24 protein-coding genes and 1 tRNA gene are annotated in these 25,658 nt (G+C 71.4%); 18 read left to right on the top strand and 7 right to left on the bottom strand.

Going from position 1 to position 25,658, the window contains the following annotated elements; translation table 11 throughout:
• The 6 genes from ACT26F_RS12380 to ACT26F_RS12355 all read left to right on the top strand — a co-directional run bounded on the left by ACT26F_RS12380 (position 1) and on the right by ACT26F_RS12355 (position 7,065).
• Positions 1-768 (top strand): enoyl-CoA hydratase/isomerase family protein, encoded by a 768-nt coding sequence (locus ACT26F_RS12380; RefSeq protein WP_471670849.1) that lies wholly within the window; start codon positions 1-3, stop codon positions 766-768.
• 23 nt (positions 769-791) lie between these two features.
• On the top strand, positions 792-1,409 hold the full coding sequence (locus ACT26F_RS12375) for a nitroreductase family protein (RefSeq protein ID WP_471670848.1): 618 nt from the start codon (positions 792-794) through the stop codon (positions 1,407-1,409).
• The gene (locus ACT26F_RS12370) at positions 1,406-2,992 is read left to right on the top strand and encodes a class I adenylate-forming enzyme family protein (protein WP_471670847.1); all 1,587 of its coding nucleotides are present in this window, start codon (positions 1,406-1,408) and stop codon (positions 2,990-2,992) included. The genes ACT26F_RS12375 and ACT26F_RS12370 overlap by 4 nt, the downstream gene beginning before the upstream one ends.
• An 83-nt stretch (positions 2,993-3,075) precedes the next feature.
• Complete coding sequence (locus ACT26F_RS12365; protein WP_471670846.1) at positions 3,076-5,022, top strand: flavin-containing monooxygenase; 1,947 nt, start codon at positions 3,076-3,078, stop codon at positions 5,020-5,022.
• A complete protein-coding gene (locus ACT26F_RS12360; RefSeq protein ID WP_471670845.1) occupies positions 5,009-5,653 on the top strand; it encodes a TetR family transcriptional regulator in 645 nt (214 codons plus the stop codon). The genes ACT26F_RS12365 and ACT26F_RS12360 overlap by 14 nt, the downstream gene beginning before the upstream one ends.
• A gap of 35 nt (positions 5,654-5,688) precedes the next feature.
• Positions 5,689-7,065: an MFS transporter gene (locus ACT26F_RS12355; RefSeq protein ID WP_471670844.1), complete on the top strand. Its 1,377-nt coding sequence runs from the start codon at positions 5,689-5,691 to the stop codon at positions 7,063-7,065.
• A 6-nt stretch (positions 7,066-7,071) separates the two neighbouring features.
• Here the strand turns inward: ACT26F_RS12355 and ACT26F_RS12350 are convergent, their stop codons facing one another.
• Together ACT26F_RS12350 and upp are read right to left on the bottom strand one after the other, a co-directional pair.
• On the bottom strand, positions 7,072-8,088 hold the full coding sequence (locus ACT26F_RS12350) for an adenosine deaminase (RefSeq protein ID WP_471670843.1): 1,017 nt from the start codon (positions 8,086-8,088) through the stop codon (positions 7,072-7,074).
• Positions 8,089-8,095: 7 nt separating this feature from the next.
• Positions 8,096-8,737, bottom strand: coding sequence for a uracil phosphoribosyltransferase (gene upp / locus ACT26F_RS12345; RefSeq protein WP_471670842.1), 642 nt, complete (start codon positions 8,735-8,737; stop codon positions 8,096-8,098).
• Positions 8,738-8,783: 46 nt separating this feature from the next.
• Between upp and ACT26F_RS12340 the strand changes: the two genes are divergently transcribed.
• The 4 genes from ACT26F_RS12340 (at position 8,784) to ACT26F_RS12325 (ending at position 11,510) form a co-directional block, all read left to right on the top strand.
• Positions 8,784-9,245, top strand: coding sequence for a tRNA adenosine deaminase-associated protein (locus ACT26F_RS12340; protein WP_471670841.1), 462 nt, complete (start codon positions 8,784-8,786; stop codon positions 9,243-9,245).
• Positions 9,246-9,268: 23 nt separating this feature from the next.
• Complete coding sequence (gene tadA, locus ACT26F_RS12335; protein WP_471670840.1) at positions 9,269-9,697, top strand: tRNA adenosine(34) deaminase TadA; 429 nt, start codon at positions 9,269-9,271, stop codon at positions 9,695-9,697.
• A 104-nt stretch (positions 9,698-9,801) separates the two neighbouring features.
• Positions 9,802-10,908 (top strand): LLM class flavin-dependent oxidoreductase, encoded by a 1,107-nt coding sequence (locus ACT26F_RS12330; RefSeq protein ID WP_471671684.1) that lies wholly within the window; start codon positions 9,802-9,804, stop codon positions 10,906-10,908.
• Positions 10,905-11,510: a CE1759 family FMN reductase gene (locus ACT26F_RS12325; protein WP_471670839.1), complete on the top strand. Its 606-nt coding sequence runs from the start codon at positions 10,905-10,907 to the stop codon at positions 11,508-11,510. Before ACT26F_RS12330 ends, ACT26F_RS12325 begins: the two co-directional genes overlap by 4 nt.
• Here the strand turns inward: ACT26F_RS12325 and ACT26F_RS12320 are convergent, their stop codons facing one another.
• Positions 11,511-12,560: a YdcF family protein gene (locus ACT26F_RS12320; protein WP_471670838.1), complete on the bottom strand. Its 1,050-nt coding sequence runs from the start codon at positions 12,558-12,560 to the stop codon at positions 11,511-11,513.
• Positions 12,561-12,666: 106 nt separating this feature from the next.
• Complete coding sequence (locus ACT26F_RS12315) at positions 12,667-13,875, bottom strand: S1C family serine protease (RefSeq protein WP_471670837.1); 1,209 nt, start codon at positions 13,873-13,875, stop codon at positions 12,667-12,669.
• A gap of 125 nt (positions 13,876-14,000) precedes the next feature.
• On the opposite strand from ACT26F_RS12315, the gene ACT26F_RS12310 reads away from it, so the two are divergent.
• A tRNA-Ser gene (locus tag ACT26F_RS12310) sits at positions 14,001-14,087 on the top strand.
• Positions 14,088-14,149: 62 nt separating this feature from the next.
• Here the strand turns inward: ACT26F_RS12310 and ACT26F_RS12305 are convergent.
• Positions 14,150-14,713 carry a hypothetical protein gene (locus tag ACT26F_RS12305; RefSeq protein ID WP_471670836.1) on the bottom strand — a complete coding sequence of 188 codons (564 nt, stop codon included), beginning with the start codon at positions 14,711-14,713 and terminating at the stop codon, positions 14,150-14,152.
• Positions 14,714-14,806: 93 nt separating this feature from the next.
• Positions 14,807-16,330, bottom strand: a complete 1,524-nt coding sequence (locus tag ACT26F_RS12300; protein WP_471670835.1) for a PucR family transcriptional regulator — start codon at positions 16,328-16,330, stop codon at positions 14,807-14,809.
• A gap of 62 nt (positions 16,331-16,392) precedes the next feature.
• Here ACT26F_RS12300 and gabT point away from each other — a divergent pair, with 62 nt between their 5' ends.
• From gabT to ACT26F_RS12275, 5 genes are read left to right on the top strand one after another with little or no spacing between them, the layout of a single operon-like run.
• A complete protein-coding gene (gene gabT / locus ACT26F_RS12295; RefSeq protein WP_471670834.1) occupies positions 16,393-17,745 on the top strand; it encodes a 4-aminobutyrate--2-oxoglutarate transaminase in 1,353 nt (450 codons plus the stop codon).
• Positions 17,746-17,750: 5 nt separating this feature from the next.
• A complete protein-coding gene (locus ACT26F_RS12290; protein ID WP_471670833.1) occupies positions 17,751-19,238 on the top strand; it encodes an aldehyde dehydrogenase family protein in 1,488 nt (495 codons plus the stop codon).
• Complete coding sequence (locus ACT26F_RS12285; RefSeq protein ID WP_471670832.1) at positions 19,235-20,395, top strand: CaiB/BaiF CoA transferase family protein; 1,161 nt, start codon at positions 19,235-19,237, stop codon at positions 20,393-20,395. The genes ACT26F_RS12290 and ACT26F_RS12285 overlap by 4 nt, the downstream gene beginning before the upstream one ends.
• Positions 20,392-21,591: an acyl-CoA dehydrogenase family protein gene (locus tag ACT26F_RS12280; protein ID WP_471670831.1), complete on the top strand. Its 1,200-nt coding sequence runs from the start codon at positions 20,392-20,394 to the stop codon at positions 21,589-21,591. Before ACT26F_RS12285 ends, ACT26F_RS12280 begins: the two co-directional genes overlap by 4 nt.
• Before the next feature lie 10 nt (positions 21,592-21,601).
• Positions 21,602-22,339 carry a gamma-glutamyl-gamma-aminobutyrate hydrolase family protein gene (locus ACT26F_RS12275; protein WP_471670830.1) on the top strand — a complete coding sequence of 246 codons (738 nt, stop codon included), beginning with the start codon at positions 21,602-21,604 and terminating at the stop codon, positions 22,337-22,339.
• Between the two features lie 98 nt (positions 22,340-22,437).
• On the opposite strand, the gene ACT26F_RS12270 is transcribed toward ACT26F_RS12275, so the two are convergent.
• Positions 22,438-23,940: an APC family permease gene (locus tag ACT26F_RS12270; RefSeq protein ID WP_471670829.1), complete on the bottom strand. Its 1,503-nt coding sequence runs from the start codon at positions 23,938-23,940 to the stop codon at positions 22,438-22,440.
• 166 nt (positions 23,941-24,106) lie between these two features.
• Between ACT26F_RS12270 and ACT26F_RS12265 the strand changes: the two genes are divergently transcribed.
• Both ACT26F_RS12265 and ACT26F_RS12260 read left to right on the top strand, forming a co-directional pair.
• On the top strand, positions 24,107-24,844 hold the full coding sequence (locus ACT26F_RS12265; protein WP_471670828.1) for a FadR/GntR family transcriptional regulator: 738 nt from the start codon (positions 24,107-24,109) through the stop codon (positions 24,842-24,844).
• Complete coding sequence (locus ACT26F_RS12260; protein WP_471670827.1) at positions 24,841-25,575, top strand: cache domain-containing protein; 735 nt, start codon at positions 24,841-24,843, stop codon at positions 25,573-25,575. Before ACT26F_RS12265 ends, ACT26F_RS12260 begins: the two co-directional genes overlap by 4 nt.
• The last annotated feature ends 83 nt before the right edge of the window (positions 25,576-25,658 follow it).

The raw sequence follows: 25,658 nt of genomic DNA, 5'->3' as shown, positions 1-25,658 counted from the left end.
ATGGATCTCTCGACGATCCGGCTCGAGGTCGCCGGGCCCGTCGCGGTCGTGACGCTCGCGCGACCGGAGAAGCTCAACGCGTTGAGCACCGAGCTCATCGCGGAGTTGATCGACGTCGTCGAGCAGCTGACCGCGGATCCGACCGTCCGCGCCCTCGTGCTGACCGGCGAGGGCCGGATGTTCTCGGCGGGCGCCGACGTCGAGGAGTTCCGGGCGTCCTTCGGTGCCGGCGAGGTCGACGCGGGTGCGACCGAGGCCGAGGCGCGGGTCGGCACGCGGCTCACGCGGGCGCTGGCCGCCCCGGAGCTGATCACGATCGCCGCGATCGGTGGCGCCGCGATCGGCGGCGCGGCGGCGCTCGTCGCGGCGTGCGATCTGCGCGTCATGGCGGAGGGCTCACGCATCGTGATCCCCGAGTTGATCATGGGGTTCCCGCTCGCGTGGGCCGGCATGGAGCCGTTCGTCCGCGATCTCGGCCCCTCGGTCGTCCGCGACCTGGTCCTGACCTGCCGCCCGCTCGGCGCCGACGAGGCGCTGGCGCGGGGCTTCGCCTGTCGCGTCGTCCCGGCGGACGACCTGCTCGGCACGGCACGCGAGCTCGCGGAGCTGGCCGCGTCGCGGCCGGCGTTCGGCGCGACGGCCGCCCTCCGTCGTATCGCGGCGCTGGCCGCGGGCGCACCGACCGACGACGATGCCGTCACGCTCGCGCAGGCGGCCACCGACCCCGAGGCGATGGCCGCCGCCCGCGCGTACCTCGACTCCATCTGAACCCGAACCGACCAGGAGCTGTGATGGAACTCTTCGAAGCAATCCGCACGACCCGCGCGATGCGGCGGCTCGACCCCGAGCAGGACGTGTCGGACGAGGACGTTCGCACGATCCTCGAGGCCGCCCTGAAGGGCCCGACCGGAGGCAACCAGCAGCCGATCCGCTGGCTGGTCATCCGGGACCCCGACGCCAAGAAGCAGCTCCAGGAGATCTACCAGCGCTGCTGGAACAAGGGCCGCAAGCCCTACGAGGCCGAGCCCGGCAAGGTCGCCCCCAACGTCCTCAGCTCAGCCGACCACCTCGCGGCGAACATGCACCTGGCGCCCGTGATCATCCTGGCCTGCGCCGACACGGGCTCGGAGGGCAAGCGCCACCATGCCTCGGTCTACCCGGCGGTGCAGAACCTGCTGCTGGCCGCGCGCGCGCTCGGGCTCGGCACCACCCTGACGACGGCCCACCTCTTCGAGGAGGACGCGGTCAAGGAGATGCTCGACATCCCCGCGCACGTCACGACGTACGCGCTCATCCCGGTCGGTTACCCGACCGGGCGGTGGGGCGAGGCGAAGCGCCGACCCCTCGACGAGGTGAGCTTCCACGACCGGTGGGGTCAGGCCGGTCCCAGCGCGTCCCCCGTGTCATGAGCTCCGCGGAGTCCGTGGTCGAGGAGGTGCTCGACGGGTTGACGATGGGCGACCTGCTCGAGCGGGCCGCGCGCCGGTGGCCCGATCACCTCGCCTACGTCCACGAGGAGCGTCGGCTCACCTGGTCGGAGCTGTTCGACGAGGTCGACCGCCACACGCGCGCCTTCATGGCGTGGGGCGTGCGACCCGGCGACCGCGTCTCGGTCTGGATGGGCAACACGATCCCGTGGGTCCTGGTCGAGCTCGGCCTGATTCGCGCGGGCGCAGTCGTCGTGCCGGTGAACACGGGCTTCACGGTCGCCGAGGCCGCCTACGTCGTGGGTCAGTCGGACTCGGTCATGCTCGTGTCGGCCACGACCCTGCGCGGCCGCGACCTCGCCGCGGAGTCACTGCTCGTCGCCCAGCACGAGGGCGTGGCCGTCCGGGAGGTCGTCACGGTCGGCGTCACCGATGCCGCCACGACCGATCTCGACGCCCTGCTCGTCGGTGCCGACGCCGTCACGCGGCAGCAGTCCGCCGACCGCGCCGCGTCGATCGGGCCCGACGACATCATGCTCACGCTGTACACGTCGGGCACCACCGGCTTCCCGAAGGGAGTCATGCACTCGCACCGGGTGATCGGCAACATGACCGACGCCGCCGACCGGCTCGAGCTGACGCAGGACGACGTCACCGTCATGTACCTCCCGCTGTTCCACATCTTCGCCCTCGCCGCGACCGTCACCTTCATGACGCGAGGGGCCGCCATGGTCCTGCTCGAGGTGTTCGAGGGCGGTGCGTCCCTCGACCTGATGGAGCGGGAGCGGGTGACAGTCGCCTACGGAGTCGCTCCCCACTACCTCGACCAGATCCGTCACCCGTCCTTCGAGGACCGCGACCTGTCGTCGCTGCGGGTCTGCCTGTCGCCCGGCTCGGCGGATCTCGTGCGACTCGTGAGCGAGCGGATGGGCCCGGCGATCGGCGTCTACGGGATGACCGAGACCACGTCCATGACGTCGCTGGGCTGGGTGCACGACCCGCTCGACGTGCGCGCCGAGACCGTCGGACGCACCCTGCCCCGATCGCGGGTCAAGGTCGTCGACGAGCACGGTGAGGAGGTCCCGCCGGGCGTCGTGGGACAGCTCCTCGTCCAGGGGCCCCCGGTCATGCAGGGCTACTACAAGAACCCCGAGGCCACGGCCGCGGCGATCGTGGACGGGTGGTTCCACACCGGCGATGCGCTGTCGATCGACGCCGACGGGTACCTGCGCTTCGTCGGTCGCATCACCGAGATGTTCAAGGTCGGTGGCGAGAACGTCGACCCGATCGAGGTCGAGTCCGTGCTGATGCGCCACCCCGCCGTGGCGTTCGCCTCCGTCCAGGGCGTGCCGGACGAGCGGATGGGCGACGTCGGTCTCGCCCACGTGACGCTGGTCGCGGGGGAGTCAGTCGACACCGAGACGCTGAGGCAGTTCGCCCGGGGTCAGTTGGCCTCGTTCAAGGTTCCCCGGCACGTCGTCGTGGTCGACACGATGCCGATGACCGAGAGCGGCAAGGTGCGAAAGTTCCTGCTCCGCGAGCAGTTCCTCGAGACGCGGGGCTGATCCCACACCGTGTGATGCGCGGCAGGGTGGCGTCGCCGCGTTTTTTAATCTATTTTAGATTCAAAGAGATTGAGGAGTGCCCGATGAGCCTTCAGCCCAAGCCCTTCGACACGCAGGCGCTGCGTGCCGGTCTTGCGGTCGCCAACCTGCCGACCCTCCTGATGGTCATGTTCCAGCTGGGCGGCGACCGCCGGTGGCTGAGCGACCCGTATCGGCCGGCTCGTACCAAGGGCATGAGCGACAACGACACGGGTGGCTTCAGCCCTGAGATCCAGGACGAGATCCGCGCGGCCGCGTTCGACATCCTGATGGCGTGGAGCACCGGGACGCCGATGGCGTTCCCCATGCCCGACGACGAGCTGCTCGTCGAGATGATCACGACGTGCATGGGCGAGCAGGTTCCGGTCGAGTTCGGCCCGATGTTCGCCGAGGACATGCGAGCCGTCGTCGAGGGCGGTCGTGAGCGCACGCCGGTCGACGGTGCCGAGGACTTCTCGGTCATCATCGTCGGAGCGGGCATCTCCGGCATCTCCGCCGCGGTCGAGCTCAAGCAGGTCGGCATCCGAGCGACGATCTTCGAGAAGAACCCCGACGTCGGCGGCACGTGGTGGGAGAACCGCTACCCCGGATGCGGCGTCGACACCCCGAGCCACGTCTACAGCTTCTCGTACCAGCCGCGCCGGTGGTCGACCTACTACGGCAAGCGCGACGAGGTGCTCGGGTACGTCCGAGACGTCGCCCGCACGACCGGGGTCTACGACCAGGTGCAGTTCGACACCGACGTGCAGTCGGCCGTGTACGACGAGGACACCCAGCGCTGGACCGTGACCGTCCGCAGCGCCGACGGCACCGTCGCCGAGCACGTCGCGAACGTGGTCGTGACCGCGGTCGGACAGCTGAACCGCCCCGCCATCCCCCGGATCGCGGGTTCCGAGAGCTTCGCCGGCCCGCAGTTCCACTCCGCCCAGTGGCCCGAGGGCTTCGACGTGACGGGCATGAAGGTGGGCGTGGTCGGCACCGGGGCCAGCGCCATGCAGATTGTCCCGGCGGTCGCGGACCAGGTCGAGCACCTGACGGTGTTCCAGCGCTCGCCGCAGTGGATCGCACCGAGCTTCAACTACACGACCGCCGTGCCGGACCACGTGCACTGGCTCATGGACCACGTGCCGAACTACCGCCTCTGGTTCCGGCTGCGACTGTCGTGGCTGATCAACGACCGGCTCTACCCGTCGCTCGAGATCGATCCCACGTGGAAGCACCCCGAGCGGTCGGTCAACGCCCACAACGATGCGCACCGCCGCGGGCTCACCTCCTACATCGAGGAGCAGCTCGACGGTCGCCCCGACCTGCTGGCGAAGTCGCAACCGACCTACCCGCCGTTCGGCAAGCGCATGCTGATCGACAACGGCTGGTACGCCGCGATCCGCAAGGACCGCGTGGACCTCGTCACCGATCCGGTCGCCTCGATCGACGCGACCGGCCTGACTACGGCGGACGGCGAGCACGTCGATCTCGACGTGATCGTGTATGCCACCGGTTTCGAGGCCAAGAAGATGCTCTACCCGATGGACATCCGTGGCCGCAGTGGCGTCTCCATCCGCGAGCTCTGGGGCGACGAGGACGCGAAGGCCTACCTCGGCCTCACGGTTCCGGACTTCCCCAACCTGTTCGTCATGTACGGACCGAACGTCAACCTGGGTCACGGCGGCAGCTACATGTTCGCCGGCGAGTGCCAGGCCCAGTACATCACCGAGATGTGCGTCCGCATGATCGAGGAGAGCACGGGCGCCTTCGAGGTCCGTCGCGACGTGCACGACGCGTACAACGATCGCGTGGACGCCCAGCACGACCGTATGATCTGGAGCCACCGCGGCATGGACACGTGGTACCGCAACGCGAACGGTCGCATCGTCACGAACTCGCCGTGGCGCGTGGTGGACTACTGGATGCTGACCCGGGAGGTCGACCCCGATGACTTCGTCTTCGAGCCCGCAACCGACTCCCAGGAGCTCGTCAGTGCCGGACGCTGAGGTGACCGCCGCGGTGGCACCGCGGGTCCTGACCGACAAGTCGGCCAGGACGCAGGAGCGCATCCGGACCGCCGCGGCCCGCGTGCTCACCGAGCGTGGCATGGCCACCGCCCGCCTCAGCGACATCGCCGCGGCGGCGGGCGTGCAGGCGCCGGCGATCTACTACTACTACGCGTCGCGGGAGGAGCTGATCGAGGACGTCATCCGACTCGGCCAGATCGGCACCGAGACGCGGGTGACGCAGGCGATCGAGGAGCTCGATCCGGACACCCCGGCCCTGGACAAGATCTGCGTCGCGGTCGAGGCCCACCTGCGCGCCCTGCACGAGCTGTCCGACTACACGACCGCCGCCGTGCGCAACGTGGGTCAGATGCCCACCGAGATGCGTGAGCGCATGCGGGCCGACCAGCGCCGGTACGGTCGCGTCTGGAAGCGGCTCTTCGAACAGGCCCGCGACCAGGGCGAGCTGCGGCCCGAGCTCGACCTGCGCACGGCGCAGCTCCTGGTCATCGGTGCCCTCAACTGGACGCCCGAGTGGTGGGCCGACAGCACCGTGCCGCTCGAGACCTTGGTGGCCACCGCGCGCGACCTGACCCGTCGCGGACTTGCCGCCGACCCGGCGAGATCCTGAACGCCGTCACGACGGCGGTCGACCGCCGTAGGGACGTGGTGGTCACGTCGGTGCTCGGGCTGGCGATCGTGTCCTACGCGCTCGTCCAGGCGATGTCGATCCCGGTCATCGGATCGATCGCCGACGAGTACGACACCAGTGCGGCCACGGCCACCTGGGTGTTGACCGCCTACCTGATCTCCGCCGCGGTGGCGACGCCGATGCTGGGCCGGATCGGCGACATGTTCGGTCCCTCGCGCATCCTCGTGCTGTCGCTCATCGTGCTCGCGCTCGGCTGCTTCCTGGCCGCGATCGCACCCACGATCGGCGTCATGATCGCGGCGCGGGCGATCCAGGGTGCTGCCGGCGGCATCATGCCGCTGGCCTTCGGCATCGTGCGGGACGTCCTGCCCCATGACGTGGTCGCGAAGCGCATCGGCCTGCTCAACGGTCTCATCGCGGTGGGCATGGCCACCGGGATGGTGATCGCGGGCCCGCTCCTGGAGGCCACCAGCCTCGGGTGGCTGTTCGTCGTACCGGGTGTCGTGACGCTGCTGGCGGCGATCGCTGCGCATCGGTACGTCCAGGCGCCGGCGAGAGCGGGCGGCGCCTGGGTGAATCCCTGGTCGGCCGCCTTCCTCGCGGCCTGGCTGGTCCTGCTGATGCTCGGCCTGACGTGGGCCCCTCGACGCGGCTGGTCGGACACCTCCGTGCTGGTGGCGTTCGGGGCCGGCCTGGTCATGCTCGTGGCCTGGGTCCTGACCGAGCTGCGCGTCGCGGTCCCGATCATCGACATGTCGATCATGCGCGAGCGGACCGTCCTGTTCGGCAACCTCGCGTCGCTCGCGGCGGGGTTCGTCGCGATCGGCTCGTACGCGTACGTGCCGCAGTGGGTGCAGCAACCTTCGCCCGTCGGATTCGGGTCGACCGTCGGCGAGTCGGGCCTCATGCTGCTGCCGGCCGCGCTCTCGACGTTCGTGACCGGCTTCGTGGCCGTGCCGCTGGCCGCCCGCATCTCGGCGGGTCGTGTCGTGGCCGGCGGCGGGCTGCTCGCCGCCGCGGGCGTCAGCACCACGGTGATCTGGCACGAGCCGTGGACCGTGTACCTGGCCTGCGGGACGATCGGGATGGGCATCGGCATGACCTTCGCCTGCGTGTCGGCCGCGATCGTCACGGCCGTCCCGCGCGAGCAGACCGGCGTGGTCAGTGGAATGAACGCCAATCTTCGCACGATCGGCGGCGCGATCGGCACGGCCGTCCTGACGTCTGTCGTGGTGGCGCACATCGATCCGGCGACGGGCCGATCCGACCGGGCGGGTTACGAGATGGCGTTCCTCGTGCTGGTCGCGATGGCCCTCCTGTGCAGCCTGGCCGGGACGATGCTGCGGCCGGGGCGCCGTAGCGTCGAGCTGCCGGTGGCGACGACGACCTAGGCGCGGTCAGCCGGGAAGGTGGCGAGCCCGCACATCGGCGAGGTCGGCGCGCAGTGCGGTCCTGACGTCGTCGGGGGCGAAGCTGGCGTCGACGGCCGCCTCGGCGAGCGCCACGACTCCGGCCTCGTCCAGGTCCAGCAGGTCGGCCGCGATCTCGTACTCGCGGTTCAGCGTCGTGCCGAACATCGGCGGGTCGTCGGAGTTGATCGTGACGGTCACACCGGCCGCGACGAGCGTCGGCAGCGGGTGCTCCTCGAGCGACGGCACGGACCGGGTCCGCACGTTCGACGTCGGGCACACCTCGAGCGCGATGCCGTCGGCGACGAGCCGCTCCATGAGCGCGGGGTCCTGCGCGGCGGCGATGCCGTGCCCGATCCGCTCGGCGCCGAGGTGGTCGAGGCTGTCCCAGATCGACTCCGGCCCCGTCGACTCCCCGGCATGCGGGACGCTGTGCAGGCCGGCCGCCCGGGCCGCGGCGAAGTGCGGTGCGAACTGCGGCCGCGGCACGCCCTGCTCCGGACCACCGAGGCCGAACGCGACGAGCCCCTCGGGGCGCAGCCGCAGGGCCGTGTCGAGGGTGACGTCGGCCGACGGCACGCCCGACTCGCCGGGGATGTCGAAGATCCAGCGCAACGTCAGTCCGAAGTCGCGCTCGGCCGCGCGCCGGGCGTCCTCGATCGCCTCGACGTACGCCTCGGCGGCGATGCCCCGCGCGATCGACGTGTAGGGCGTCATCGTGAGCTCGGCGTAGCGGACGTTCTGCGCCGCGAGGTCGCGGCCGACCTCGTGGGTCAGCGTCCACAGGTCCTCGGGCGTGCGCAGCAGGTCGACGACCGAGAGGTAGACCTCGATGAAGTGGCCGAAGTCGGTGAACGTGAAGTAGTCGGCGAGCGCCTGCGGGTCGGCCGGCACGGGCGAGTCCGGGTGGCGTGCCGCGAGCCGCGCGACCGTGTCCGGGGAGGCCGATCCGACGTGGTGGACGTGCAGTTCGGCCTTGGGCAGGGCGGCGATGAAGTCCTTCACGACGGCCTCAGTCGACGACGCCGTAGAGGCGGTCGCCCGCGTCGCCCAGCCCGGGCACGATGTAGCCCTTGTCGTTGAGGCGCTCGTCGAGGCCGGCCGTCACGAGGGTGACCGGGACGTCGATGTGGGCGGTGTCGGCCTCGACCCGCTCGATCCCCTCCGGTGCGGCGAGCAGCGTGATCGCGGTGATCTGCGTGGCGCCGCGGCGCACCAGGAAGTCGATCGCCATCGCGAGCGTGCCGCCGGTGGCGAGCATCGGGTCGAGGACGTAGCACTGACGGCCGTCGAGCCGGTCGGGCAGGCGCTCGGCATACGTCTCGGCCTGCAGCGTCTCCTCGTTGCGGATCATGCCGAGGAATCCCACCTCGGCGGTCGGCAGCAGTCGCTGCATGCCCTCGAGCATGCCGAGTCCCGCGCGCAGGATCGGGACGACGAGCGGCCCGGGGCTGGTCAGCTTGACGCCCTTCGTGGCGGCCACGGGGGTCACGACGTCGACGGTCTCGACGCTGACGTCACGCGTGGCCTCGTAGGCGAGCAGCGTGACGAGCTCCTCGGTGAGTCGTCGGAACGTGGGCGAGTCGGTGTTCTCGTCCCGCAGGACCGACAGCTTGTGGGAGATGAGCGGATGGTCGGCGACGTGGACGCGCATGCGTCGAGGGTAGCGGTCGACTCGGGGCGTCTGTCACCATCGCTGTGTGGCCGAAGACGATGTCGACTTCGTGGTCGCCGCATACCGCGACGACGGCGCCTGGACCGTGGTGGAGCTGCCCCCGCGACTGGGTGAGGACTTCAACGGCTTCACCGATGCGCTGCTGCGCTTCCCGTCCGAGGTGGGCGTGCTCGGCATGGCCTCGGTCAACGACGACTTCTTCGTGATCGTGCGTCGCAGCGGCGACCACGTGCGCGTCCTGCTGTCGGACTCGACGGCGACGTGGGACTGGCCGCTGGCCGCCGAGCTGGCCGACCTCGTCAATGCTCCCGACGCGGACGAGGACCCGATCCCGGTCGGCGACCTCGAGATCGTGAGCGACCTCGGCCTCGCGTCGGTCGAGCTGGAGCTGCTGTGCGACGACGACGAGCTCTATCCCGACGAGGCGCTCGCCGACCTCGCGGACAAGCTCGGCTTCGGCGACCAGTTCGAGGCGATCGTCGGGTGACCCCGTCCCCCTGGGCGCCGTTCATGGAACGCGCTCTCGACCTCGCGCGCGACGCGGCGGCCGCAGGCGACGTCCCGGTCGGCGCGGTCGTCGTGCACGACGGCGTGGTCGTCGGCGAGGGACGCAACACGCGCGAGCGCGATCTCGACCCCACGGGCCACGCCGAGGTCGTCGCCCTGCGGGCGGCCGCCGCGACGCTCGGCCGATGGCGGCTCGACGGATGCACCCTTGTCGTGACGCTCGAGCCGTGCACGATGTGCGCCGGCGCGGTGGTGTCCTCGCGGGTCGACCGGCTCGTGTTCGGGGCGTGGGACGCCAAGGCCGGTGCGGTCGGATCGCTGTGGGACGTCGTGCGAGACCGGCGCCTCAACCACCGTCCCGAGGTGGTCCCGGACGTGCTCGCAGACCCCTCCGCCGCCCTGTTGCGCGGCTTCTTCGACGACCGGCGCTGAGCGGCCGGACGCCCTCGCCACCCCTGCGGGAATACCCCGCGCCGTCCCGCGTTCCACTAGTTGAATGTTTAACTACTTTGTGGGAGAGTGACTCCATGAGCACCATGCAGATCGGCATCTTCACCGTCGGCGACGTCACGCCCGACCCGGTGAACGGCACGACCGTCAGCGAGCACGAGCGGATCAAGAACACCGTCGCGATCGCCAAGAAGGCCGAGGAGGTGGGCCTGGACGTCTTCGCCACGGGCGAGCACCACAACCCCCCGTTCGTTCCCTCGAGCCCCACGACGACGCTGGCCTACATCGGCGCGCAGACCGAGAAGATCATCCTCTCGACCTCGACGACGCTCATCACGACGAACGACCCGGTCAAGATCGCCGAGGACTACGCGACGCTGCAGCACCTCGTCGACGGCCGCATGGACCTCATGCTCGGCCGCGGCAACACCGCGCCGGTCTACCCGTGGTTCGGCAAGGACATCAGCAAGGCCGTCGAGCTGACGATCGAGAACTACCAGCTACTGCGCAAGCTCTGGAGTGAGCCGGTCGTCAACTGGGAGGGCCAGTTCCGCACGCCGCTGCAGGGCTACACCTCGACGCCCGCGCCGCTCGACGGCGTCGCGCCGTTCGTGTGGCACGGCTCGATCCGCACGCCCGAGGTGGCCGAGCTGGCCGCCTTCTACGGCGACGGCTACTTCGCCAACAACATCTTCTGGCCGAAGGAGCACTACATCCGGCTCATCAACTTCTACCGCCAGCGCTACGCGCACTACGGCCACGGCACGCCCGAGCAGGCGATCGTCGGTCTGGGCGGCCAGTTCTTCATGCGCAAGAACAGCCAGGACGCCGTCAACGAGTTCCGGCCGTACTTCGACAACGCGCCCGTCTACGGGCACGGACCGAGCATGGAGGACTTCACGAGCCAGACCCCGCTGACGGTCGGCAGCCCGCAGCAGGTGCTCGAGCGCACGCTCGACTTCGCGGAGTACTTCGGCGACTACCAGCGCCAGCTGTTCCTCGTCGACCACGCGGGCCTGCCGCTCAAGTCGGTCCTCGAGCAGCTCGACCTGCTGGGCGAGATCCTGCCGACGATGCGCGCCGAGTTCGACGCGCGGCGGCCGGCCGACGTCCCCGACGCGCCCACCCACGCGTCGCAGGTTGCCGCCCGCGACGCCGCCCTCGCGACCCAGCCGGAGGAGGTCTCCGCATGAGCATCAAGATCGTGGTCCTGTCCGCCGGGGTCGGCGAGCCGTCGACGACGCGAATGCTCGCCGACCGGCTCGGCGCCGCCGCGGCGACCGCCCTGAACGGCGCTGCCACCGTCGAGACCGTGAACCTGCGCGAGCTGGCCCACGAGATCACGGACGCCGCGCTCACGGGCTTCGCCGCCCCGCGCCTGCAGCACGTCTACGACCAGGTCGGCGAGGCCGACGCGCTCGTCGTCGCGGTGCCGACGTTCAAGGCGTCGTACCCGGGCCTGTTCAAGTCCTTCGTCGACGCGATGGACAACGACGCGCTGATCGGCAAGGTCGTCCTCGTGGCGGCCACCGGCGGCACCGCCCGGCACTCGCTCGTGATCGACTTCGCGCTGCGGCCGCTGTTCGCGTACCTGCAGGCCGTCGTCGTGCCGACGGGCGTCTTCGCCTCGCCGCACGACTGGGGCAGCTCGGGTGACGGCGCGCTGCAGAGCCGCATCGAGCGCGCCGCGGCCGAGCTCGCGAGCCTCGTGGGCGGTGCCGGCTCCGGCCGGACGAAGGACGACGAGATCGACCTGTTCAGCGAGACGATGCTCTCGATCAGCCAGCCCGGCTGATCAGGCCGCCACGACCCGCGCGACGAACACCACGAGCGGCAGGCACAGCACCGCGAGCGCCGCGCCGTTGAGCCAGCGGTGGTCGCGCAGGATCGCGGCGTACTCGCGCAGGATGGCGCTCGGCCAGAAGTAGGCCGCCGTCGGCGTTCCCGTCGCGTAGCCGTCGAGGTCGACCTTCCGCATCAGCAGGGCCGCGCGGAAGGTGTGGAAGTCGTTCGTGACGACCGCGAACCGGCAGCCCTCGACGCCGTGTCCGCGGGCCACCTCGCGCGAGAGGGCGAGGTTCTCCTCGGTGCTGGTGGATCGGTCCTCGAGCCACAGCAGATCGCGCGGGACTCCTTGCGCGGCGAGGTGGTCCGCCATCGCGACGGCCTCGGCGACGACCTCGTCGGCGCCCTGCCCGCCCGAGCAGATCAGGTGGGTGTCGCGTCCGCGGGCGCGCGAGCGATCCAGCACCTCGCGCCCGCGGGCCAGCCGGGAGGCCAGCAGCGGGGTGACCTCCTCACCGCGCAGGCCAGCGCCGAGCACGACGACGACGTCCACGGGGCGTCCCCAGCGCCGCACGCCCCAGCCGTAGAGCAGGCCGTAGCCCACGAAGGACACGAAGACGAAGGCCAGGTACATGAGCGGCAGGCCGACGACGACGAGCAGCAGGAACAGCGTGAGGGCCAGATCGTCCTGTCGACGGTCCGCGAGCCAGAACACCAGGATCAGAGCGCAGTAGGCGAGCACGACCAGTCCGAACGCCAGCGACAGCAGGTTGGCCGGTCGGCGGCCCTCGCGACGGATCATCGCGAACCCGTTCCCCACGCTGAACAGACCGAGCAGCACGAGCCCGAGCAGCGCCAGGCCGATCGCCTCCAGCAGGGCCCATGCGAGCGTGAGCGGATCGTCGGAGCCGACCACCGCCAGCACGAGGCTGCCGATCGCGCCGACGAGCGCGAGCCCGGCCGCGAGGGTGAGCAGGACCCCGATGCTCAGCCGGCGCGGGTCGCGCCACGCGAGACCTGCCGCGACGAGCGCCAGCAACGCCACGAGCAGCCACCCCACGTGGCCACCCTAGGCGGCCGGGTCAGGTCCGGAGCCCGCTGGCAGTGACGTTCGGGGGCACTTTTCGGACGAAACACCCCTCGAGCGTCACTGCCAGCGGTCCTTCTCAGCCCACCGGTCCGGTGGTGAGCGTGACGGTCGCGGTGTGCTGCTGGCCCTGGGCGTCGGTCCACGTCACGGGGACCTCGTCGCCCGGGTCGTGCGCGGCGATGGCCGCGGAGACCTCGTCGGCGCCGGTGACGCTCGTCCCGTCCACTGCGGTGATCGTGCTGCCCGCGGTGATGCCCGCGGCGGCGGCCGGTGAGCCGTCGACCGTGCCGACGACCGTCGGCTGGCTGGTCTGCGTCGACATCTGGATGCCGAGGAACGCGCTGCCGCCGATCGCGACGCTGTCGGACCCCTGCCCGGACTCGATCTGGTCGACGGCCGTGATCGCATCCTCGATCGGGACCGCGTACCCGGAGATGTCGGCGGAACCGGACGACGCGGCGGTCGTCATCCCGACGACCTCGCCGTCGGCGTCGTAGAGGGCGCCTCCCGAGTCGCCGGCGACGACGTCGGCGTCGACCTGGATCAGCCCGGACAGATCCTCCGAGCCCGATTCGGACTGGGCCGTGATCTGCTGCTCGAGCGCGCTCACGGTCCCCACGGAGGCGCTCGCCGCGCCGCCGTCGCCGTTGGCGTTGCCGACCGCGGTGACCTCGTCGCCGACCTGGACATCGCCGGACGCGTCGAGGTCGACCGTGTCGAGACCGGACGCGCCCTGGAGCTGCAGCACGGCGACGTCGGCGGTCGCGTCGTAGCCGACGAGGTCGGCCTCGAACGTCTGGCCGGTGCTGACGATCTCGACCTCGATGCTCGTGGCGCCCTCGACGACGTGATGGTTGGTCAGGATCGTCCCGCTCGACGTGAGCACCATGCCGGTGCCGGCAGCCTCGCCCTGGTCGTAGCCGACGACGGTGTTGATGTAGACGAGTCCGCGCTCCTGCGCCGCGGTCGCGTCGACGGCGGAGGTCGTCGCGTCCTGCCCCTGCGAACCCGGCGGGACCAACTGCGGGACCTGGCCGCTCTGGTCGCCCCAGCCGTCCGAGTCCGTCGGAGCCGACCACTGGGTCTGCGTCGTGGCGTCCTGCTCGACCGCCGTGCCACCGCCGGCCGTCGCGGCGTACGTGAGGCCGGCGGCCCCGAGCACGAAGGCGGCACCGATCCCCGCGGCGGCGGTCAACGTCGACCGGCGGTGGCTCGCCGCATAGGTGGTCCGGGTGGGGGCGGGGTGGTGCAGGTCGTACATCTCGGGGTTGGTCTCGTGGCTCATGCGTCGTCCTCTCGTCTTCATCCAGACAAGCCGCGCATGCTGTGCGGTTCCTGTGCTCCCGACCAGAAGTGCTTAAGACTCCCCCGATTGGGCCGGGCGGGGGTGTCTGCCGTAAACTCTCCCGCGGTGGCGTGTCCGAGCGGCCTAAGGAGCACGCCTCGAAAGCGTGTGTGGGTTCACGCCCACCGTGGGTTCAAATCCCACCGCCACCGCCGCGTGAACGCACAGGACCCCCGCCGGGTGACCGGCGGGGGTCCTGTCGTCTCGCGATCGGTCAGAACCTCGAGAACGGGCGCGGTGTCGCGTAGCCGAACGTGTCACCGGCCGAGAAGGCGCTGACCCCGAAGGTCGCGTTGAGCGCGCCGGCGGCCGTGCCGGTCAGCTTGAGCTTGACCAGGCCCAGGCTGGGCCGGGACGACAGGCCGAGCGAGAACAGGTCGACCCGTCCGACGCCTCCGACCTCTCCACTGACCTTCCCCCGAGCAAGGTCGATGTAGAAGTTCGAGAGCGAGATGCTCGCCGCTCCGGCGGTGAGGCTGATCCCACCGGAGTGCTTGATGCGCAGGTTCGACGCCGAGTAGCCGGTGATCGGGAACCGCGCGGCCAGCGTGTCCCGGTACGCGAAGGCCTTCGCGCCGCCGATCGGAGCCGGGGTGATGCCGGCGCCGGCGATGAGCGCGTAGACGTCCGGATCCACGACGACCTGCGTGTAGCCGGTATGACCCGCGGATCGGTGGGCCCTGCTCGCGTGGGCGCTGGCGGCGCCCTGACCGGCGAGAACGAAACCGAGGGCGGTCACGAGGACCGTCATGAGGGAGATCCAGATGCGTCGCTTCATGGTGTTCCATCCCTTTCCGGGACCGGCGGATCCAGTCCCGCTCTCGGGATTCGGAGCCGTCCACCGAACGGTTGGGTCCCGCGACGAAATGGATCAGCGGTCGTGCGCCAGCAGAGAGAGCAGGAGGGCGGCGCGCTCGTGGGGGTGGTCGACGTCGATGCCGAGGTCGCGGAGGCGGTCGATGCGCTGGCGCAGGGTGTGGCGGTGGACGCCGAGGGTGCGGGAGGCCGACTCCCACGAACCGTGGTGCTCCAGGAACACCCGCAGGGTCCGCACGAGTTCACGATCGCGCTCGGAGTCCGCGGCGAGCAGGTCGGCAAGCGCGGCCCCGGTGAGGCTGAGGACGCGCTCGCGGACGACGGCGTCGTCGAGCAGGTCCTCGAGACCGAGCGAGCCGAACCACCCGACGCGATCGTGGCCGAGGCGCGCTGCCGCGACGGCCCGGCGCGCCTGGGCCACCGCGCCGGCCGCGCGGTCCATCGGCGTGGGTCCGCTCACTCCGAGAACGACGTCGGAGCGGCCCAGCAGGCGCAGCGCGTCCACCCAGTCGAACACGTCCTCCTCGGCGACGTCGGCCGGAACGACCGCGACCACGGTCCCCGCGTCCTCGCGCACCACGTGCCGCACGCGGCGGATGCCGAGCACGTGCTCGACGATGTCGACGGCGCTCGGCCGACCGCGTCCCGGCTCGGCGACCACGACGCGCATCCGGTCGTCGTCGGCGAACCCGAAGGCGGCCAGGGACGGCCGGACGGTCTCGGCACCCAGCAGTTGCCCGAGCGCTGCCGCGGCGAGATCGCGGAACCGGTCCTCGAGGTCGGCCGACCGGGCCAGCTGGAGCGCCAGCAGAGCCGCCGCCTGGTGCAGCAGCAACCGCTCCTGCGCGGTCGGCGCCGCCTCCGCCTCGACGGCGAGCCAGCCCAGCGAACGTGTCGGCGAGCCCACCCGCACGACCGACAGGTGCCGGCCCACGTCGACGACGCTCAGGCTGGAGGATCCGGGCGCGTGCTCGAGCTCGGCCCTGACTCGTGCCGCGAGGCCCGCCGAGGCCGCCGACGCCGCGACCCGCTCGAGCTCCCCGTCGAGAAGCAGGACCGACCAGCCCAGGTCGGCCGCCACCGCGTCGACGAGGCCCCGCACGCCGCGGTCGAGCGTGGCCGCGGTGAGCCGGCGGCCGAAGTCGACGGCCCGTTGCAGCTCGCGGCGGCGCTCCTCCGCCAGATGGTCGGCGAGCTCCCGCACGACCGCGAGGAACGGCGTCGCGAGCGGCACCTCGACGAGCGGAAGACCGATCTCCTCGCAGGCCTGGACCAGCGCGCGGGGGACCGAGGCGAAGCGCACGCCGGTGCCGAAGCCGAGTCCGGCGGCGCCCGCCTCGACCAGCCTGCGGACGTACGTCCGGACCTCCTCCGTGCCGCCGCGCCAGCGCAGGCCCGTGACGAGGATGAGCTCTCCGCCCTCGATCCACGGCGAGGGATCCTCGAGCTCGATCGAGTGCGCCCACCGCACCTCGACGGCATCGGGGTCGGCTCCCACGAGCAGTCGCAGTCCGAGCGCGGGCCGCTCCAGAAGCCACGAGAGCGACACGGCTCCGGATGGACGAATCGTCGTGGTCACGGCGTCGATTCTAGACGTTTCGGCAGGGTGTTCGGTCGAGTGCCGCGGCCTAGCCTCGAAGCATGACCGAGACCACCCTCACCCCGATCGAGCAGAAGCGCGTCCTGCGGACCGCGATCCCCGGCCCCCAGTCCCAGGCCCGTCACGCCGAGCGGGAGAAGCACGTGCCCCGCGGCTTCGGCGTCACGCTGCCCGTGTTCATCGAGCGGGCCGAGGGCGGAATCCTCGTCGACGTCGACGGCAACCAGCTGATCGACCTCGCCTCCGGCATCGCCGTCACGAGCGTCGGCGCGAGCGCCCCCGCCGTCGTCGACCGCGTCCGTGACCAGGTCGGCAAGTTCACGCACACGTGCTTCATGGTCACCGAGTACGACGGCTTCGTCGAGGTCGCGCAGGCACTCAACCGGCTCACCCCTGGCGACCACGAGAAGCGGACCGCGCTCTACTCCACGGGTGCCGAGGCGGTCGAGAACGCCGTCAAGATCGCGCGGACCGCGACGGGTCGCCCGGCCGTGGTCGTCCTCGAGCACGCCTACCACGGCCGCTCGCTCATGACGATGACGATGACCGCGAAGAACGTGCCCTACAAGCAGGGCTTCGGTCCCTTCGCGCCCGAGGTCTACCGCGTGCCCGGCGCGTACCCGTTCCGGTACGACGGCGACGAGAAGCAGTGCGCCGCCGACGCGCTGGCACACCTGCGCGAGGTCATCGAGACGCAGATCGGCGCGAGCAACGTCGCGGCGGTCGTGGTCGAGCCGATCCAGGGCGAGGGCGGCTTCATCGTCCCGGCCGAGGGCTACCTGGCCGGCGTCGTCGAGCTGGCCCACGAGCACGGCATCGTGTTCGTCGCCGACGAGGTCCAGACCGGGTTCGCGCGCACCGGCGACATGTTCGCGTGCGACTACGAGGGCATCGTCCCCGACCTCATCTGCACGGCCAAGGCGCTCGGCGGCGGTCTGCCGCTCGCCGCCGTGACGGGCCGCGCCGAGATCATGGACTCGGTCGATCCGGGCGGTCTGGGCGGCACCTACGCCGGCAACCCCGTGGCGTGCGCCGCCGCGCTCGGCGCGATCGAGACGATCGAGACGCAGGGCCTCGTCGCCCGGGCCCGCGAGATCGGCGAGCGCGCGACGGCCGCCCTCACGGCCCTGCAGTCCGAGGTGCCGGCGATCGGCGACGTGCGTGGTCGCGGCGCGATGCTCGCGATCGAGCTGGTCGGCGCCGACGGCACGACCCCCGCCCCGGCCGTCGCGAAGGACGTCGCCGCCCGCTGTCACGCGGCCGGTGTCCTGACGCTCGTGTGCGGCACGTTCGGCAACGTCATCCGGCTGCTGCCGCCGCTGGTCATCGAGGACGACCTCCTCGACGATGCGCTGGCCGTGCTGGCCGACGCCGTCCGCGCCGCGACGGCCTGACGACGATGAGCGAGGCGAGCCACGCACCGCGCACGGGCGCGGTGGGCCAGGACCTGCCCGTCAGCACCGACGCCGAGGTCACCGTCGCGGTCGCGGCCGCGCGCGATGCCGCGGCAGCGGTCGCGGGGGCGTCCCCGAGCACGCGTGGCGGCTGGCTGCGCGCGGTCGCGGACCGGCTCGTGGCCGAGGCGGACGCGCTGGTGCCGCTGGCCGACCGCGAGACCGCCCTGGGCCTGCCCCGACTGACGGGTGAGCTCGCTCGGATGGCCTCGCAGCTGCGCTTCTACGCGGACGTGGCCGAGGAGGGCACGTGGGCGGCGGCGACCCTCGACTCCGCCACCGCCACCTCGCCCGCGCTCGGCCGCGTGCGTGTCCCGATCGGTCCGGTCGCGGTGTTCGGCGCGAGCAACTTCCCGTTCGCGTTCGGCGTCCTGGGCAACGACACCGCCTCGGCGCTCGCGGCGGGCTGCCCCGTTGTCGCCAAGGGCCACCCGGCGCACCCCGAGCTGAGCCGCGCGCTCGCCGCGATCGCGACCTCGGCGCTCGCCGATGCCGGCGCGCCGGCGGGCACGTTCGGCCTCGTCACCGGGTTCCGTGCCGGCGAGCTGCTGGTCGACGCCGAGGCGATCCGCGCGGTCGCCTTCACCGGCTCGCAGGGCGGCGGCATGGCGTTGCGCGACCGCGCCCTCGCGCGGCCCGTCCCGATTCCCGTGTTCGCCGAGATGGGCACCGTCAACCCCGTCGTCGTGACCCCGGGCGGCACCGCGGACGTCGAGGCGCTCGCGGCCGGCTTCGTCGGCTCGTTCACCCTCGGATCCGGTCAGTTCTGCACGAAGCCCGGCCTCCTGCTGGCCCCCGCGGGGCGCGGCGTCCCGCAGGCCGTCGCGCTGGCCTTGAAGACCGCCGCCCCGTCGGGGTGGGCGCTCACGGGACCGATCGCCGACCATGCGCGGGCCGGGGTCGACGACCTCGTGACCGCCGGTGCGACCGTCCTGGCCACCGCCCCCGGACCCGCCGAGGGCTACGCGGTCGACGCGGTGCTGCTGCAGGCCGACCCCGCCGCGATCACGACCGGCAGCCGGCTCGCCGCCGAATGCTTCGGACCCGTCGCCATCGTGGCCGAGTACGCCGATGATGCGGAGCTGGCGACCGTGCTCGGCCGCCTCCAGGGTGCGCTCGCGGCCGCCGTCATGGCCGGCGAGGACGACCCCGACCTGCCCGCCGCGCTCGAGCTGCTCGTGCCGCTCGTCGGCCGCGTCACCGTCGGCGACTGGCCCACCGGTGTCGCGTGGACGTGGGCGCAGCAGCACGGCGGCCCGTGGCCCGCGACGTCCGACCCGAACGCCACCTCGGTGGGTGCAGGCGCGCTCGACCGGTTCACCCGGCCGGTCGCGTTCCAGAGCGTCCCCGACGCCGCACTGCCCCCTGCCCTGCAGTCCGCGAACCCGTGGCGGCTTCCGCGACGGGTCGACGGCGTGCCGGTGGCGCCGTGACCAGTCCCCTCGACGGCGTCGTGGTCGCCGACTTCAGCCGCGTCCTGGCCGGGCCGTCGGCGACCACCATGCTGGCCGACCTCGGTGCCACCGTCATCAAGGTCGAGCGACCGGGCGCCGGGGACGACACCCGGGCCTGGGGTCCGCCCTGGACCGAGACGACGAGTGCCTACTTCGAGGCGGCGAATCGCACGAAGCGCAGCATCGCGCTCGACCTGCGCGATCCGGAGGACCTCGAGGTCGCGCACGAGCTCGTGCGGCGCGCGGACGTCATGGTCGAGAACTTCCGGACCGGCACGCTCGACCGCTACGGGCTCGCCTGGGAGCAGGCCGCGACCCTCAACCCACGCCTCGTCTACTGCTCGCTGACCGGCTACGGCAGCGGCGCGGGAGCGGCCCTGCCGGGCTACGACTTCGTCGTCCAGGCGGTCGGTGGACTGATGAGCATCACCGGCCCCGACGCCGAGCACCCGCACAAGGTGGGCGTCGCGCTCGTCGACGTGCTCGCGGGCAAGGACGCCGTCATCGGGATCCTCGCCGCACTCGCCGCGCGGGAGCGCAGGGGTGTGGGGGAGCACGTCGAGGTGAACCTGCTGTCGAGCCTGCTCGGCTCGCTCGCGAACCAGGCCTCGAACTGGCTCACGACCGGCACCGCGCCGCAGCCGATGGGCAACCGGCATCCGTCGATCGCGCCGTACGAGACGCTTCGGTGCCGCGACGGCCTGCTCGCCGTGGCGTGCGGCAACGACGGCCAGTTCCGCCGCATGGCCGCGGCGCTCGCCATCCCCGACGCGGCCGACGACCCGCGGTTCGCCACGAACGCCGCCCGCGTCGTGAACCGCGACGCGCTCGTCGCCGCCCTCGAGGCCGCGCTCGGCACCGACGACGCCACCGTCTGGCACGACCGACTCGTCGGGGCCGACGTCCCCGTCGGTGTCGTCGGCGACATCGGCTCGGCGTTCGCGCTGGCCACCGAACTAGGTTTGGAGCCGACGGTCGACGTCGGTCCGGGCCACCCGCCGCAGGTGCGGCACCCCATCACCTACTCGCACAGCGAGGTGGTGCCACCGAAGGCACCGCCCGGGCTGGGCGAGCACGACGACGAGATCCGCCGCTGGCTCGCGGCGGACGACCCCACCCCCGGAAGGACGCCATGAGCACCACCACGAACACCCGCCGCGTCGACCCGCTCGACCTCGCGGGCATCGACGACCTCCTCTCGCCCGAGGAGCGCTCGATCCGCGACAGCGTGCGCCACCACTGCGAGACGCGGATCCAGCCCCACGTGGCCGACTGGTTCGAGGCCGGCGAGATCCCCGACATCCGCGGCCTCGCCAAGGAGCTGGGCACGCTCGGCGTCCTGGGCATGCACCTCGAGGGCTACGGGTGCGCGGGTCTGAGCGCCGTCGACTACGGCCTGGCCTGCCTCGAGCTCGAGGCGTGCGACTCGGGCATCCGGTCGCTCGTGTCCGTGCAGGGCTCGCTCGCGATGTTCGCGATCTGGCGCTGGGGCAGCGAGGACCAGAAGACGACGTGGCTGCCGCGGATGGCTGCCGGCGAGGCGATCGGCTGCTTCGGTCTGACCGAGCCCGACCACGGCTCCGACCCGGGCAACATGCGCACGCGGGCCCGTCGCGACGGCTCGGACTGGGTGCTCGACGGCCGCAAGATGTGGATCACGAACGCGCCCGTGGCCGACGTCGCCGTCGTGTGGGCCCAGACGTCCGACAACCCCGCGGACATTCGCGGCTTCGTCGTGCCGACCGACACCCCCGGCTTCTCCGCGCCCGAGATCAAGCACAAGATGTCGCTGCGCGCGTCGGTCACGGGCGAGATCGTGCTCGACGGCGTGCGGCTGCCCGAGTCGGCCGTCCTGCCCGAGGTCAGCGGGCTCAAGGGTCCGCTCTCGTGCCTCAACGAGGCCCGGTACGGGATCGTGTGGGGTTCGGTCGGCGCCGGTCGCTCGGCCTTCGCGTCGGCCCTCGAGTACGCCGGTCAGCGGGAGCAGTTCGGCCGGCCGATCGCCGGGTTCCAGCTGACCCAGGCCAAGCTGGCGGACATGGCGCTCGAGCTGGCCAAGGCCGAGCTGCTCGCCCTGCACCTCGGTCGGCGCAAGGACCTCGGCACGCTGCGCAGCGACCAGGTCAGCCTGGGCAAGCTCAACAACGTGCGCGAGGCGCTCGACGTGTGCCGCTCGGCCCGCACGATCCTGGCGGCCAACGGCATCTCGCTGGAGTACCCGGTGATCCGGCACATGAACAACCTCGAGTCGGTGCTGACGTACGAGGGAACGGTCGAGATGCACACCCTGGTCATCGGCCAGGCCCTCACGGGCCTGCCGGCGTTCCGCTGAGGGCGCGCGGATGACCGCTGCGGCTCCGCTCGATCCTCGGGACCGGCCGATCGTCGCGATGACGTACTCGTCGGCCGAGCTCGAGGGCTTCGTGCACTGGCGGCACATGTTCCGCGGGCTCGTCGCCGCGGGTGCCGTCCCGATCGCGATCGACTGTGCCGTGGCGGTCCCCCAGGTCGCGGAGCTGATCGGTCGGGTCGACGGCCTGGTCATCAGCGGCGGCGGTGACGTCAGCCCTGAGCGCTACGGCGGCGACCCGGACGACCCGACCCTCGGCGACGTCAACCCCGTGCGCGATGCGGGCGAGCTGGAGGCGTTGGGGGCGGCTCGCGAGCGGGGGCTGCCGGTCCTCGCGATCTGTCGGGGCGCGCAGCTCGTGAACGTCGGCCTCGGCGGCACGCTGTACGCCGACCTCGATCGCGACCACCCCACCGCGATCGCGCACCGAGCCGGCGAGGAGCCGCTGGAGCGCGTCCTGCACCCGGTCACGGTCGACCCGACCAGCACGCTGTCGCGCTGGCTGGGCGGCGTCTCCGAGCTCGACGTGAACAGCGAGCACCACCAGGGCCTGCGCGACCTCGCGCCGGGCCTGCACGCGACGGCCTGGTCGTCGGACGGACTGGTCGAGGCCTTCGAGCATGCGACCGAGCCCCTGGTCGCGGTGCAGTGGCACCCCGAGATCCTGTGGGTCAACGAGCCCCACGCCCTCGAGTTGATGGCCGCCTTCACGCGCTCCTGCGCGCGCTGAGGCACCGCCCCCGGGGGAGCGGCGCGCGCTCGAGTCGACCGGGAACCGGAACGGCCGGCATCCGCGAGGATGCCGGCCGTTCGTCGGTGGAGCGTGCGTCACGCCTTGGGGATCGCGTCGTCGTACGGCGCGCTGCTGCGGTCGTGCAGCGGGTGCACGATCATGTAGATCACGCCGACCGCCACGACGACCACGGCCGAGAGGGCCACGATCCAGTTGTCGTACCAGGCTGCGTCCGGGGTGCGCGGCCACGCCATGTTGATCATCGCGACGACGCCGTAGACGAGCGCGATGATGTTCACCGGCAGGCCCCAGGTACCGAGCGAGTACTTCCCGCTGGGCACCCAGCCCTTGAGCCGGGCCCGCAGCGCCGCGAGCACGACCATCTGGAATCCCATGTAGATGCCCAGGGCGGCGAAGCTGATGATCTTCGTGATGGCGTTCTCGGAGACCTTCGAGCCGATGACGATCACCGCGGGGACGATCGCCGCGACGAGCAGCGCGTACGGCGGAACGGCCCGCGTGGCCGAGAACTTCTTGAGCAGCGAGCTGCCCATGATCATGTCGTCGCGACCGTAGGAGTACGCCAGTCGCGACGCGGCGGCCTGCAGGCTCATCGCGCACGACAGGAAGGACAGCAGCACGACCACGAGCACGAGCTTCGCGCCGACCGTGCCGAACGCCTCGTTCAGGACGGCGCTGACCGGGTCGGCGACCTCGCCGGAGATCACGGCGTTGATGTCGGCGACCGAGAGGATCAGCGCGAGGCACACGAAGGTGGCGGCGGCGCCACCGATGTAGATCGTGCGACGCATGGCCTTCGGGATGAGGCTGCCCGGATCCTCGACCTCCTCGGCGACGTCGCCGCACGCCTCGAAGCCGTAGTACTGGTAGATGCCGATCAGGGCCGCGGCCGCGAACGCCGGCAGGTAGCTGCCGTCACCCTCGGTGCCGAACGTGTCGAACAGGACGCTGAAGCTCTGCTCGCGGTGCGCGATGAGCAGCCAGCCACCGACCACGAGGGCGCCGATGATCTCGGCGGTGAACCCGATGATCGCCGCCTTCGCGAGCACCTTGGTGCCCATGAAGTTGATGACCGTCGCCACGGCCAGCAGGCCCAGGGCGCACAGGATCGTCGTGTTGGTGCTGGACTCGAAGCCGAAGACGGCAGCGAGGAACGGGCCCGCGCCGTAGGTGACCGAGGCGATCGTCACGAGCAGCGCGACCATGTAGAGCCAGCCGGTCATCCAGGCGTAGCGGCGGCCCCACAGGCGTCGCGCCCACGGGTAGACGCCGCCGGCGACCGGGAACTGGGCGACGATCTCGCTGAACACGAGCGCCACCATGAGCTGGCCGATGCCGACGATCACGAAGGACCAGATCATCGGCGGGCCGCCGGTGGCGAGCGCGAACGCGAACAGCGTGTACACGCCGACCACGGGAGAGAGGTACGTGAAGCCGAGCGAGAAGTTCGCCCAGGGGCTCATCTCGCGCTTGAACTCCGACTCGTAGCCGAGTGCGTGCAGGTGGGCAGCGTCGTCGTGGTCGTGGAAGTTGTAGTAGCCGTCGGTGCCGTCGGCCGGCGTCGTGGGTGTCGTCATTCCCAGTCCTGTTTTCTCGGGGGACGTGTGACCTGAGTCACTGAACGGACAAAACCTACATTTCTATTGGTTTAGCGGTCAAGGGGTGAAACGGAACTGGTCGGCAGACTTCACACGGCCCTAACATGGCGTCGTCCCACTCGCCCCGAACATCACGGGAGTCACCATGTCCGGCCTCACGCCGTTGCTGTCGCCGTCCCGTGGTGGGCGGGCGGACGAGGTCGTCCAGCGGATCAGCGAGGCGATCCACCTCGGACTGCTGGCCGACGGCGAGCGACTCCCGGCCGAGGCCGAGCTCGCCGCCCAGTTCAACGTGGCGCCGATGACGATGCGCGATGCACTGGCCGCCCTGCGCGACGAGGGCCTCGTCGAGACCAAGCGCGGCCGCCACGGCGGCTCGTTCGTCCAGCGGCCGCAGTCGCCGCCGCCAGGGCCGTTGCGCCAGCGGCTCGCCGCGATGACGCTGACCGGCATCCGCGACCTCGTCGACGAGCACGTCGCCGTCGCGGGCCAGACCGCGAAGCTCGCCGCCGAGCGCGCGGGCGCCCCCAATGTGCGACGGCTCTTCACCCTCACCGAGCAACTGGGGTCGGCCACCAATACCGGCGATCGCGTCCGCGCCGACTGCCGATTCCATATCGAGCTCGCGGTCGCCTCGCAGTCGCAACGGCTCACCCGGCGCGAGGTCGGCCTGCAGGCGGAGGTCTCCGGGATGCTCTGGCTGCCGCCGGAGTCCCCGCTCGACATCGAGGCCCTCGTCTCCGAGCACCACGCGATCGCCACGGCGGTCGTCGGCGAGGACGCCGAGGAGGCGCGCCGGCTGGCCGAGGCCCACGTCGCCGGGAACCTGAGACGACTGACCGACCGCCACCTGCAGCTGATCGAGGAGGGAGACCCCGCATGACCGACGCGATCCCCAGCGCCGAGGACCTGGCCCGGGCGACGTCCGCGGTCCTCGAGCCCGCCTTCGAGCGGCTCACCCGGGTGGCCGACGACGTCCGAGCCCGGTTCCGCGCGAGCGACTGGACGGAGTCCGACCTGGTCGAGACCCGGGACCTGATCTTCGACGAGCTCGCGGCCGACCCGATCCAGGTCGGCATGGGGTACGTCAGCGTGCCCGGCATCGTGGACGGCCTCGAGCGGTACATGCTGTGGTGGCAGCAGCACGAGGGGCGCACCTCGCGGCTGCGACTCAACTTCGACCGCTCGAGCATCGACGTCTACGACTACGTCGAGATGGACTGGTTCCACTTCGTCCCCGGTGGCCGCACGCGGGTGACGTACGGCCCGTACGTCGACTACTCGGGCGCCGAGCTGTACATCATCACCGCCACCGTCCCGGTCGAGGTCGACGGCGAGTTCATCGGCGTGGTGGGCGTCGACCTGCTCTTCGAGGAGCTCGAGCGGCGGCTCGTCGACGTGCTGCGCCGCGCGGGCGCCGAGGCGGTCGTGATCAACGCCGAACGACGCGTGATCGCGGCCAACAGCGGCCGATGGGTGCAGGGCTCACGGCTGCGCGAACTGCCGGAGACGGGCACCTCCGTCGACGGGGGAACGGTCCGCTCGGCGGTCGAGCTGCCGCTCGGCAATGGCTGGGTGCTGGCGCTGACCGACCTGCCGCTCTCGCGCAGATAGGTCGCCCGCAGGGGGTTGACATCAATACCTCCACTATTAGAGTGTTGGCTCACTGACAGCCCACACTCCCGGTGGAGGTACCC

It is taken from the genome of Aeromicrobium sp. SP1 (assembly GCF_055663785.1).
This window is presented reverse-complemented; position numbering and strand designations above follow the sequence as displayed.